General features: G+C 71.5%; 11 protein-coding genes and 1 pseudogene. 5 read left to right on the top strand and 7 right to left on the bottom strand.

Going from position 1 to position 10,891, the window contains the following annotated elements; all coding sequences use genetic code 11:
• Nucleotides 1–204, top strand: a pseudogene (locus ACWEF6_RS42140) (IS982 family transposase); the annotation flags it as partial.
• A 19-nt stretch (nucleotides 205–223) separates the two neighbouring features.
• On the opposite strand, the gene ACWEF6_RS42135 reads toward ACWEF6_RS42140, so the two are convergent.
• Both ACWEF6_RS42135 and ACWEF6_RS42130 read right to left on the bottom strand, forming a co-directional pair.
• Nucleotides 224–1,369, bottom strand: coding sequence for an FAD-dependent oxidoreductase (locus ACWEF6_RS42135; RefSeq protein WP_449688074.1), 1,146 nt, complete (start codon nucleotides 1,367–1,369; stop codon nucleotides 224–226).
• A 95-nt stretch (nucleotides 1,370–1,464) separates the two neighbouring features.
• On the bottom strand, nucleotides 1,465–2,787 hold the full coding sequence (locus ACWEF6_RS42130; RefSeq protein WP_449688075.1) for an aminotransferase-like domain-containing protein: 1,323 nt from the start codon (nucleotides 2,785–2,787) through the stop codon (nucleotides 1,465–1,467).
• A gap of 71 nt (nucleotides 2,788–2,858) precedes the next feature.
• Between ACWEF6_RS42130 and ACWEF6_RS42125 the strand changes: the two genes are divergently transcribed.
• Nucleotides 2,859–3,515: an O-methyltransferase gene (locus ACWEF6_RS42125; RefSeq protein ID WP_449688073.1), complete on the top strand. Its 657-nt coding sequence runs from the start codon at nucleotides 2,859–2,861 to the stop codon at nucleotides 3,513–3,515.
• A gap of 12 nt (nucleotides 3,516–3,527) precedes the next feature.
• Here the strand turns inward: ACWEF6_RS42125 and ACWEF6_RS42120 are convergent, their stop codons facing one another.
• Complete coding sequence (locus ACWEF6_RS42120; protein ID WP_449688072.1) at nucleotides 3,528–5,378, bottom strand: transglycosylase domain-containing protein; 1,851 nt, start codon at nucleotides 5,376–5,378, stop codon at nucleotides 3,528–3,530.
• A 78-nt stretch (nucleotides 5,379–5,456) separates the two neighbouring features.
• A complete protein-coding gene (locus ACWEF6_RS42115) occupies nucleotides 5,457–6,155 on the bottom strand; it encodes an SDR family NAD(P)-dependent oxidoreductase (protein WP_449688071.1) in 699 nt (232 codons plus the stop codon).
• 108 nt (nucleotides 6,156–6,263) lie between these two features.
• On the opposite strand from ACWEF6_RS42115, the gene ACWEF6_RS42110 reads away from it, so the two are divergent.
• The gene (locus ACWEF6_RS42110) at nucleotides 6,264–6,632 is read left to right on the top strand and encodes a winged helix-turn-helix transcriptional regulator (RefSeq protein ID WP_449688070.1); all 369 of its coding nucleotides are present in this window, start codon (nucleotides 6,264–6,266) and stop codon (nucleotides 6,630–6,632) included.
• Nucleotides 6,633–6,639: 7 nt separating this feature from the next.
• Here ACWEF6_RS42110 and ACWEF6_RS42105 read toward each other — a convergent pair whose 3' ends face one another.
• Entirely contained in the window at nucleotides 6,640–7,359 is a 720-nt protein-coding gene (locus tag ACWEF6_RS42105) for a FadR/GntR family transcriptional regulator (RefSeq protein WP_449688069.1), read from the bottom strand.
• Nucleotides 7,360–7,443: 84 nt separating this feature from the next.
• On the opposite strand from ACWEF6_RS42105, the gene ACWEF6_RS42100 reads away from it, so the two are divergent.
• Both ACWEF6_RS42100 and ACWEF6_RS42095 read left to right on the top strand, forming a co-directional pair.
• Nucleotides 7,444–7,674, top strand: coding sequence for a hypothetical protein (locus tag ACWEF6_RS42100; RefSeq protein WP_449688068.1), 231 nt, complete (start codon nucleotides 7,444–7,446; stop codon nucleotides 7,672–7,674).
• A 155-nt stretch (nucleotides 7,675–7,829) separates the two neighbouring features.
• Nucleotides 7,830–8,495: a DUF433 domain-containing protein gene (locus tag ACWEF6_RS42095; RefSeq protein ID WP_449688067.1), complete on the top strand. Its 666-nt coding sequence runs from the start codon at nucleotides 7,830–7,832 to the stop codon at nucleotides 8,493–8,495.
• A gap of 321 nt (nucleotides 8,496–8,816) precedes the next feature.
• On the opposite strand, the gene ACWEF6_RS42090 is transcribed toward ACWEF6_RS42095, so the two are convergent.
• On the bottom strand, nucleotides 8,817–10,184 hold the full coding sequence (locus ACWEF6_RS42090) for an L-serine ammonia-lyase (RefSeq protein ID WP_449688066.1): 1,368 nt from the start codon (nucleotides 10,182–10,184) through the stop codon (nucleotides 8,817–8,819).
• Nucleotides 10,185–10,198: 14 nt separating this feature from the next.
• On the bottom strand, nucleotides 10,199–10,891 hold a 693-nt coding region (locus ACWEF6_RS42085; protein WP_449688065.1), incomplete at its 5' end, for a lipoyl synthase.

Here is a 10,891-nt window from a genome sequence, read left to right as displayed (position 1 = left end):
CCTGCTCAAACCCGTCCGCCAGCTGATCGAATCGGTCAACGACACCCTCAAAGGCCAGCTCGACCTCGAACTGCACGGCGGCCGCACCATCGACGACGTGACCGCCCGCATAGCCCAACGCGCACTCGCCCTGACCGCCGCCATCTGGCACAACCGCGCCACCGGCAACCTGTCACCCGATCACTGATCGCCTACGACCACTGATCACTTAGGACTTACTCGTCTAGGACTCCCGCACCGCGCCGGTGAACTCCCGGAACGCGTCGACCAGGACCCGCGCGAGGTCGTCCTCCCCGACTCCGGCGAGCAGTTCCTCGAACCGCCTTCCCTCCTCACCGACCTTGGCGCTGCGCGGGAACATGGCTTCCTCGTACTCCGCCAGCGCGGCTTCGGCCGCGCCGGGGCGCGCGGCGAGGGCCAGGCCGAGCTCGGCTCCGTCGAGCATGGCGAGGTTGGCGCCTTCGCCGTTGGCCGGCATGAGGTGGGCCGCGTCGCCGACCAGCGTCACCCCCGGCACGCGCGCCCACCGGTGCCCGACCGGCAGGGTGTAGTGCGGCCGCAGGACCGGCGGAGTGTCGCCGTCGGTGATCAGCGCGGTGAGTTCCGGGGCCCAGCCGTCGAATTCCGCCGCGACCCGGGCGGCGGCCGCGGCGGGGTCGGTGAAGTCGATCGCGTCGAACCACGCCGGCGGCCGGGTCAGCGACACGTAGGTGTGCAGCGTGTCCCCGCTCTCCCGGTGGGCGTGGATGCCCTTGTCCACCGACGGCACCATCAGCGAGCCGCCGCCCACCGCCTTCGCGGCGGCGGGGTGCCGGGTGTCCGCGTCGTACAGGTAGATCTCGACGAAGGCTTCGCCGACATACTCCGGCACCGCGTCGGTGAGCAGCGGCCGGATCTTCGACCAGGCACCGTCCGCGCCGACCAGGAGGCTCGTGACGACGGTGCGGCCGCCGGCGAAGGTCACCTCGTGCCTGCCGTCGCCGAGGGCGCGGGCCCCGGTCACCTTGTGTCCCCAGTGGACAGTGCCGGCCGGGAGCGCGTCGAGCAGCATCCGCCGCAGGTCGGCGCGCTGCACCTCGGGACGGCCGCCGGTGCCGTCGTCGGCCTGTTCGGCCAGCACGGTCCCGTGCCGGTCGAGCACCCGCATCGCCTGCCTGCCCTCCAGCACGAGACCGCGGAACTCGGCCGTCAGCCCGGCCGCCTCGACGGCGATCTGCCCGTTGTAGTCGTGGATGTCGAGCATCCCGCCCTGCATCCGGGCCGCCGGGGAGGACTCGGCTTCGTAGACGTCGGCGGCGATGCCGTGGACGTGCAGGACGCGGGCGAGGGTGAGGCCGCCGAGGCCGGCGCCGATGATCGTGACGTGCATGGGTGCTCCTTCGGGTTTTGGTGCGACTCCCGAAGGCTGGCGAAGATCACTGGCGCGGGCCGCACACGGAGCTGGCACGCCGCTGGCGGGCGCTGTCAGTCGGCGAGCAGGTCGTCGGGACTGCCGCCGGCCAGGTCCGCCAGGACGTCGAGCGCCGCCGCGAGGGCCGCCGGCGGCGGGGCCGACACCGCGACCCGCACCGCGTTCGGCGCGTGGCCGGGCAGGACCGCGAACGCGGCCGCCGGGGACAGCGCGATCCCCCGGCGGGCGGCCGCCGCGACGAACGTCTCCGCCCGCCACTGCTCCGGCAGCTCCCACCAGCGGTGGTACGACGCCGGGTCGCCGCGCAGGCCCGGGAGCTTCTCCGCCACCACGGTCGCGCGCGCGGCCGCGTCCCGGCGTTTCGCCGCCTCGATCTCCGCCAGGGTGCCGGTCACGATCCACTGGGTCGCCGCTTCGACGGCGAACCGGGACGCGCCCCAGGCGCCCGAGCGCACCGACGACGCCAGCCGGGCCGTCCAGGCCGGCGGCGTCACCAGGAATCCCGCGGTCAGGCCCGGCGCGACCCGCTTGGACAGGCTGTCCACGAACACCGTGCGCTCCGGCGCGTACGCGGCGAAGGGGCGGACGTCGTCGCGCAGGAACGTGTAGATGCCGTCTTCGATGACCGGCAGGTCCAGGCGGCCCGCGACCTCGGCGAGCTCGGCGCGGCGCTGCGGCGGCATGGTCGTGCCGAGCGGGTTGTGCAGCGTCGGCTGGACGTAGAGCGCGCGCACCGGCCCGGCCGCGGCGAGCGCCGAGGGCACCAGCCCGGATTCGTCGGTCTCGATCGGCACGAGTTCGACGCCGAGGCGCGCCGCGAGGGCCTTCACCACCGGGTACGTCAGCGACTCGACCGCGAGCCGCTCCCCCACCGGCACGAACGCGGCGATCGCCGCCGCCAGGGCCTGCCTGCCGTTGCCGGTGAACAGGATCGCCGCCGGGTCCGGGCGCCAGTCGCCGCGGGCGAGCAGGCCGGCCGCGGCCTCGCGGGCGACCGGGGTGCCCGCCGCGCCGATCGGGTGGAGGGCCGCGGTCAGGACGTCGTCGCGCAGCAACGGTTCCAGGGCGCGCGCCAGCTTCGCGGACTCCTCCGGCAGGACGGCGAAGTTGAGTTCGAGGTCGACGCGGGCGCCGCCGGGCTCGGCGAGCGCGGGTTCGGGCGGTGGCTTCGCCGCGCGGACGAAGGTGCCGCGCCCGACCTCGCCGACGGCCAGGCCGCGCCGGACGAGCTCGCCGTAGACGCGGGCGGCGGTGGAACCGGCGATGCCGCGCTGCCGCGCGAAGCGGCGCTGGGGCGGGAGCCGGTCGCCGGGGCGGAGACGGCCGGCCTCGATGTCGGCGGCGATGGCGTCCGCGACGACGCGGTAGTCGTCCATGGTCACCTTCCCGCCGGAAACGCTTTCGGCGAGCATGATCCCATCCGGGCTAGATTGACGGCGGAGGTGCCATGACCGACCCGAACTGGACCGAAGTCGACGACTACCTCGCCGGCGCACTGCTCGCCCCCGACCCGGTGCTCGACACGGCGCTGTCCGACGCGGACGCCGCCGGACTGCCGCAGATCGCCGTCGCGCCCAACCAGGGCAAGCTGCTCCACCTGCTGGCCCGCCTCGCCGGGGCGCGCACGATCCTGGAGATCGGCACGCTCGGCGGGTACAGCACGATCTGGCTCGCCCGCGCCCTGCCGGCCGGCGGCAAGCTCGTCACCTGCGAGTACGAGCCGAAGCACGCCGAAGTCGCGAAGGCCAACCTGGCGCGAGCGGGCTTCGGCGAGGACGTCGTCGACATCCGCGTCGGCGCGGCCCTCGACACGCTGTCCACGCTGACCGGGCCGTTCGACTTCGTGTTCATCGACGCCGACAAGGTCAACCTCGCGAACTACGTGCGCGCCTCGCTCTCGCTCGCCCGCCCGGGCACGGCGATCGTCGTCGACAATGTCGTCCGCCAGGGCCGGGTGGCCGACGCGGGCAGCGAAGACCCGAACGTCCGCGGCGCGCGCGAGATGTTCGAGCTGCTGGCCGCCGAGGACCGGATCGACGCCACCGCCGTCCAGACCGTCGGCGGCAAGGGACACGACGGGTTCGTGCTGGCCCTGGTCCGCTGACTCACGGCCGGCTCACCGCGGTGGTCTGGACGCCGTCGCGGTGAAGGCGCGCCAGACGTCGGCCGGGACGGTGTCGCCGGTCAGTTTGCGGCCGCTCGCGTCCTTGAGGCGGCGGTCGTCGTCGGAGCCGATCCAGACCGCCGTCACCAGCTGCGGGGTGTAGCCGACCGCCCAGGCGTCCTGGTAGTCCGGGCTGTTGCCGTGCTCGGCCTCGCCGGTGCGCAGCGCCGCCGGGCCGTCCGTGCGCAGGGTCGAGGTGACTTCCTCGGCGACGCGGCGGCTCGTGTCGTCGTCGCCGAACGCCGGGCGGGCGGTGTCCGGGTTTTCCCAGACGACCGCGCCGCTTTCGTCGCGCACCCGCTCGACCAGGTGCGGGGTGGCGCGCCGGCCGCCGGCGGCGAAGGTCCCGTAGGCGCCGGCGACGTCCAGCGGGCGCAGCGGGTACCGGCCGATGGCGATCCCCGCCCCGATCAGGAAGCCGTCCTTTTCGCGCAGGGTCGGGACGCCGTCGACGGCGTCCGGGATGCCGGCCCGGCGCGCGGCGTCGCTCAGCGCCTCCGGGCCCAGCCGCTTCGCCAGCTCGATGAACGGGCCGTCCGCGTGCGTCTCCATCGCCGAGCGCAGGGTGCACTTCGGGCCGCAGACGTCCGGGTACTGGAAGTTCTCGCCGAGGAACTCCAGCTTCGACGGCGACGGGATCGGCTGGTCCGGGACGTACCCGCGGCCCAGCGCCGCGGCGAGGGTGAACGGGTGGAACGCCGTGCCGAGCGCGTGCGGGGTCCCGGCGTAGTCGCGGACGCCCTGGTCACCGCCGTAGTAGGCGCGGACGGCCCCGGTCGCCGGGTCGATCGCGACGACGGCCCCGCGGAACTCCTTCGGCTCGCCGTTCAGCCTGTCCCGCAGGACTTTCTTCGCCGCGTCCTGGCGGCTGCGGTCCAGCGTCGTCTCGACCGTCATGTTCCCCTGCTGGAGCCGGCCGAGCGGGAAGCCGTCCCGCTCCAGTTCGGCGAGGACCTGCTGCTTGACGTGGAACTCGTCGTAGGTGACGCGGCCGGCGCGGGTTTCCGACGGTGGCTGGATCTCGGGGCCGGGGTAGGCCATCGGTTCGCCGTCCTTGACGTACCCGCGGCTCACGAGCTTGTCGCGCACGTACTGCCAGCGCCGGGCGGCGTGGAGGTCGCCCGAGGCGGCGGGGTCGTGCACCGACGGGGACTGGATCATCCCGGCCAGGAAGGCGGCTTCGCTCCAGGTGATGGAGTCGTCGAGCTTCTTGCCGAAGTAGGCGTTCATCGCCGCGGCGGGGCCGAACGTGCCGCGGCCGAAGGAGATGATGTTGACGTAGCTTTCGAAGATCTGTTCCTTGCCCTGTTCCTGGGTGATCTTCGTGGCCAGCACGAGCTCGGCGAACTTGCGCCCGAGCGTCGCGTCGTCGTCGCCGGTGGACTTCTTGATGTACTGCTGCGTGATCCCGGACCCACCGCCGACGCCGGTGAGGAACGCCCGGCCGATGCCGGTGGGGTCGAAGCCCTGGTTGTCCCAGAACGTCGGGTCCTCGGTGGCGATGATGGCGTCGCGCAGCTTCGCGGGCACCCGGGAGTAGGGGACGAACATCCGGTCGCCGTCGGCCGGGATCACCTTGAGCAGCTCGGACCCGTCGGCGTACTTCAGGACGACGGTCTTGTCGAGCCCGGCCAGGACCTCCTGGGGGCTGCGGACGTCGAGCACCAGGTAGGCGATCCAGAAGGCGATCAGCGGGCCGCCGATCAGGACGCCGAGCGTCCAGCCGGTGATCCGCCGGACGCGGCGCCACTTCGGGGAGCGGGGCCGGTTTTCTTCTTCGGTTTCCTCGGTCGCCAAGGTCACGAATGGATGACGGCCGAACGGGTGAGAAAGTTCTGCCGGGAAGCGGCGAGGGTTGTTCGAATCCTGTGAAGATCGGACTCACCGCGTCCCGGCGACGAGCGCCCGGAACGCGTCCAGGTCCCCGATGACCTCCTCGACGCGGTCGGGCTGCCGGTACAGCCGGTGGTAGCGCTCGCCGATGGCGTCGGGATCGGCTTCGCCGCCGCCGGGCACGACGCCCGAGGCGATCGTCACCGTGGCCGCGTGGATGCCTTCGGGCCGGAGTTCGGCGTGCAGCGTGTGCGCCCAGTTGCGCAGCCCGGCCATGGCCGTCCCCACGTTGGCCAGGAACGGCGCGGGGATCGTCGAGGACACGCCGGTGGTCAGCAGCAGCGTGCCCGTTCCCCGCGCGCGCATGTCCGGCAGGACCTGGCCCACCGCGGTCACCGCGCCCAGCACGTGCAGCTCGAGCTGCGCGGTCACCGACTCGGCCGTCGTCTCCACGGCGGTGGTGATCGGCCCGGACGGGCTGGGGCTGTACTCCAGGACGTCGACCGGCCCCAGCGCCTCCCCGGCCGCCGCCAGCGCCGCCCCGAGCGCGCCGCGATCCCGGATGTCCGCGGCGAAGGCCGCGGCTTCGACCCCCAGCCCGGCCAGGTCGGCGACCAGGGTGTCCAGCCGGTCCCGGGTGCGGGCGATCAACCCGACCCGGAACCCGCGGCGCCCGAAGGCACGGGCCACGCCCATCCCCAGCCCCGGCCCCGGCCCGGCACCGACGACGACCAGTGTCTTGCTCATCCTGTCCCCCCTGATGACTGGTTACTCTTTGTTCGTAGGAGGATGACTTGTCACCGTGGGGTGATCAAGACGGCACATCCGCGTCCGCTACGCACACCGAGGTAACCGATGACCACGCCCGACGACACCGAACCGGCCGACGAGGTCTGCCGGCAGGTGCTGCAGATCCTCGCGCTGATCGGGGACAAGTGGACCGTCCTGGTGATCGGGCAGCTCCGCGACCGCACCCTCCGGTTCGGCGAGCTCCACCGCGCCGTCACCGGCATCTCGCAACGCATGCTCACCCGGACGCTGCGGCAGCTGGAACGCGACGGCCTGCTGACCCGCACCGTCCACCCCAGCGTCCCGCCGCGCGTCGAGTACACCCTCACCGGGCTCGGCGCCACCCTGCTGGACTCGGTGACCGGGCTCGCCGGCTGGGCCACGGCGCACCGCCGGCAGATCGCGGCCAACCGCCGCCGCTACGACAACGGGTGAGGGGCGCTCAGGACAGGAAGGCGCGCAGCAGCGAGGCGGTGCCCTCGATGTGCTCGGCCATCGCGCGGCGTGCGGCGGGGGCGTCACCGGCGAGGATCGCGTCCACGATCGCCTCGTGCTGGGCGTTGGAGTGCTCGAGGTTGGGCGGGAGCAGGGGGATCCGGTCGAGCAGCTGGTTGACGCGGCTGCGGGCGTCAGCCATCGCCGTGGTCAGCGAGCCGGACGCGGTCACCTCGGCGATGGCCAGGTGCAGCCGGGAATCCTTGCGGCGGTAGTCGCCGAGGTCGGCGCCGGCGGCCTCGGCGAGCGTGCCGGTGAGGTGCTGCCGGTCGGCCGGGCTCAGCGACCGCGCGGCGGCCATCTCGGCGGCGCCGGTCTCGAGGACGTAGCGGAGGCTCAGCGCGTCTTCCAGCGCGACGGTGTCGACCTTCCCGCCGGGCTCGGGCGGGGCGGGCAGGGTGTCGTGCACGAAAGTGCCGCCGTACCGCCCACGCCGTGACTCGACGTAACCGGCGTCGGAGAGCGCCCGGATGGCCTCGCGCAGCGTGACGCGGCTGACGCCGAGCCGTTCGGCGAGCTCGCGTTCGGAGGGGAGCCGCTCCCCCGCGCCGACGACACCCAGCCGGATGGCCTGCAGCAGCCGCTCGACGGTCTCCTCGAAGGCGTTGCCGGTGCGGACCGGCCGGAACAGCGCTTCGCCGGCATTCACCACCGAGGTCGACTCCATCCCGCGAGTCTAGGCGCTGCCCGGCCATCACCCTGTGTTCGCGGTCCGGAAAACCGGTGGCCCCGGCGGGCACTCTCGGCGACGATGGGACCACCGACACCGAACATCGACGCAGGGGGCGATCCGGTGCACTTCCTGATGGCCGAAGATCTGGTCCACGAACGAGAGAACGAGTTGCGCCACGGCGTGCGCAACCGCCCACCGGGCCGCGCGACGCCGAGCCGCCACCCGGGAACGAGGAAGCAGCAACTGGGTTGGCGCCTGGTCGAAGTCGGCTTGAAGCTGGCCGTCGAGCCGGACGAGCGGCGGAACTGACCCCGCCGCGTCAGCACTCGATGCTCGCGCTCGATCCGCCTCCACCACGCGAATTTGCCTGATCGCCAGCGTCCGCACGCACATCCTGTCGCCCTGCGTGTCGATCGATCACTCTGCGCAATGGAGCAGTATGGTCCTATCCGAGAGGAGGACGCGTGGACGACGTGAGGTTCGCCCAGCCGCTGATGAGCATGGCCGACGCCGCTCGACACCTGGGGATCCCACACCAGACGTTCCACCGTTGGGCGCGGGGGTATCCGCACGGAGGACCGCTCCTCCACGTCTCCGAATCGGAAAACATCCGGCAGGCCAGTGTTCCCTTCATCGCCCTCGCGGAAGCATGGGTTCTCCAGGGACTCCGCCAGGCGGGCGTCAAGCCGCACAAGATCCGTCCTGCGCTGGAAAAACTCCAGAACCACTTCGGACACGAATACGTTCTCGTGTCACGAGAGCTGGCCACCGACGGGATCTCGGTGCTGTGGGACTTCTCCAAGACCGAAGCCGGCACCGGCCTCATAGACGGCAGTTCCGGCCAGACCGTCATTCGTGAGATCGTGCAGGACTACCTGACGTATGTGGGCTTCGGTTCGGACGGGTACCCGGATCACCTGGTCCTGAAGACCTTCGAACCCTCGAACGTCGTCGTCGACCCGTACCGCTCCTCGGGGCAACCGGTCTTCAAGGGCTCGGGCGCACGGGTTTCGAACGTCGCGGCAATGCTGAAGGCAGGTGAGGAACCTGCCGTCGTCGCCGAAGAACACGGAATCAGCATCGAAGCCGTCCGAGCCGCCGCCCGCGTGCTCCTGGGCCGCGCCGCCTGAGTTCTACCTCGACGAGAACGCCGTAACCCGCAGTGTGCGGCGTTTCCTCTGCAACCTCGGGTACACCTGTCACACCCCACCGGAGGTGTTCGGTACCCGAGCCGAATCGCTCGGTGCGGCGGACACCGAATGGCTCGGGCGGATCGCCGGTACCGGCTGGGTGGTGCTGAACCGGGCGAAGCGACGCGTGACCAGCTTCTGCACCTCGTCGAGATGAATCTCGCCGAGATCGTCACGCTGTCAGCCGATCGCACTCCTGACGTCTGGAAGATCACGCGTCACGGAGTCGAGCGGTTCTTGATGCGCAAGCGAAGACGTTGATCAGCACTCGATGACGTTCACCGCCAGGCCGCCGCGGGCGGTTTCCTTGTACTTCACGCTCATGTCGGCGCCCGTCTCGCGCATCGTCTTGATCGCCTTGTCCAGCGTCACCACGTGGCTGCCGTCGCCGCGCATGGCCATGCGGGCCGCGTGGATCGCCTTGGAGGCTCCGACCGCGTTGCGCTCGATGCACGGGATCTGGACCAGGCCGCCGACCGGGTCGCACGTCAGGCCGAGGTGGTGTTCCACCCCGATCTCCGCCGCGTTCTCGACCTGGGCCGGGGTGCCGCCGAGGACCTCCGTCAGGCCCGCCGCCGCCATGGCCGAGGCCGAGCCCACTTCGCCCTGGCAGCCGACCTCCGCGCCCGAGATCGAGCCCGTCTGCTTGAGGATCGAGCCGATCGCGCCCGCCGTCAGCAGGAACGTCACGATGCCGTCGTCCGACGAATGGCGGATGAAGCGCTGGTAGTAGTGCAGCACCGCCGGGATGATGCCCGCCGCGCCGTTGGTCGGGGCCGTCACCACGCGGCCGCCCGCCGCGTTCTCCTCGTTGACCGCCAGCGCGTACAGGCTCACCCAGTCCATCGCGTACAACGGGTCGTCCGCGTCGTCTTCGGCCAGCAGCTTTTCGTGCAGCGCCCGCGCCCGCCGCGGGACCTTGAGGCCGCCCGGCAGGACGCCTTCGTGCGTGCAGCCGTTGCGGACGCACTCCGCCATGACCGCCCAGATGTCCAGCAGCCCGTCCCGGACTTCCGCGGCGGTACGCCACGACAGCTCGTTCGCCAGCATGATCTCGCTGATCGGCTTGCCGGTGGACGCGCAGTGCGCCAGGAGGTCCGCGCCGGTGCGGAACGGGTACGGCACCGGCGTCGAGTCCTCGACGAACACCGTGTCCGTCTCGTACGACTCGTCGCGGACGAAGCCGCCGCCGACCGAGTAGTACGTGCGCTCGCGCAGCAGCGCGCCCGATGCGTCGAACGCGCGGAACACCATGCCGTTCGGGTGCGCGGGCAGCGACTTGCGGCGGTGCATGGTGAGGTCGGTGTCCTCGTCGAACGCGATCTCGTGCGTGCCGCGCACCTTCAGCCGGCCCGATTCGCGGATCTCCGCGATCTTGCCCGGCACCGTGTCCGTGTCGATCTCTTCGGGACGTTCACCCGACAGCCCGAGCAGGACGGCTTTGTCGCTGCCGTGGCCGAACCCGGTCGCGCCGAGCGAGCCGAACAGTTCGGCCTGGACGCGGGACACCGAGGCGAGGTCGTCGCCGAGTCCGTCCACAAAGGTCAGTGCCGCCCGCATCGGCCCGACGGTGTGGGAGCTCGACGGGCCGATGCCGATGGAAAACAGGTCGAAGACGCTGATCGCCATTGATCCGCCCCTTCCTATCGGGCCAGCAGCGAGCTGGCCTCTTGCGAAGCCGGACCCTGGTCGGCGAGGTGGGCCAGGTTCTCCGGCAGCTCTTCTCCACGGTAACGCTTGGTCTGGGCGTAGAGGCGTCCCGCGCGGTAGGACGAGCGCACCAGCGGCCCGGCCATCACCCCGGCAAAGCCCATCGCCTCGGCGGCCTGGGAGTGCTCCACGAACTCCTCCGGCTTCACCCAGCGATCGACCGGGTGATGCCGCGGCGACGGACGCAGATACTGCGTGATCGTCAAAATCTCGCACCCGGCGTCCACCAGGTCCTGCATCGCCGGCGCGACCTCGTCCGGGGTTTCGCCCATACCGAGGATCAGATTCGACTTCGTCACCAAACCGGCCTCACGCGCCGCCGTGATGACCTCCAACGACCGCGCATAACGGAACCCCGGACGAATCCGCTTGAAAATCCGCGGCACCGTCTCCACATTGTGCGCCAACACCTCCGGCCGCGACCCGAAAACCTCCGCCAACTGCACGGGATCCGCGTTGAAGTCCGGGATCAGCAACTCGACACCCGTGCCCGGGTTCAGCTCGTGGATTTGCCGCACGGTCTCCGCGTAGAGCCAGGCACCACCATCGGGCAGGTCATCGCGCGCCACACCGGTCACCGTCGAATACCGCAAGCCCATGGCCTGCACCGACTCGGCAACCTTCCG

The organism is Amycolatopsis sp. NPDC004772 (genome assembly GCF_053601215.1).
The sequence above is the reverse complement of the archived record's forward strand: the minus strand, read 5'-3'. Positions and strand labels throughout refer to the sequence as shown.

Excerpts from the sequence above, each read along its gene's own strand:
- ACWEF6_RS42105 (WP_449688069.1), bottom strand. The coding sequence starts at position 7,359 with ATGGAGTCGACCTCGGTGGTGAATGCCGGCGAAGCGCTGTTCCGGCCG.
- ACWEF6_RS42115 (WP_449688071.1), bottom strand. The coding sequence starts at position 6,155 with ATGAGCAAGACACTGGTCGTCGTCGGTGCCGGGCCGGGGCCGGGGCTG.
- ACWEF6_RS42130 (WP_449688075.1), bottom strand. The coding sequence starts at position 2,787 with ATGGACGACTACCGCGTCGTCGCGGACGCCATCGCCGCCGACATCGAG.
- ACWEF6_RS42135 (WP_449688074.1), bottom strand. The coding sequence starts at position 1,369 with ATGCACGTCACGATCATCGGCGCCGGCCTCGGCGGCCTCACCCTCGCC.
- ACWEF6_RS42090 (WP_449688066.1), bottom strand. The coding sequence starts at position 10,184 with ATGGCGATCAGCGTCTTCGACCTGTTTTCCATCGGCATCGGCCCGTCG.
- ACWEF6_RS42125 (WP_449688073.1), top strand. The coding sequence starts at position 2,859 with ATGACCGACCCGAACTGGACCGAAGTCGACGACTACCTCGCCGGCGCA.
- ACWEF6_RS42100 (WP_449688068.1), top strand. The coding sequence starts at position 7,444 with ATGGGACCACCGACACCGAACATCGACGCAGGGGGCGATCCGGTGCAC.
- ACWEF6_RS42110 (WP_449688070.1), top strand. The coding sequence starts at position 6,264 with ATGACCACGCCCGACGACACCGAACCGGCCGACGAGGTCTGCCGGCAG.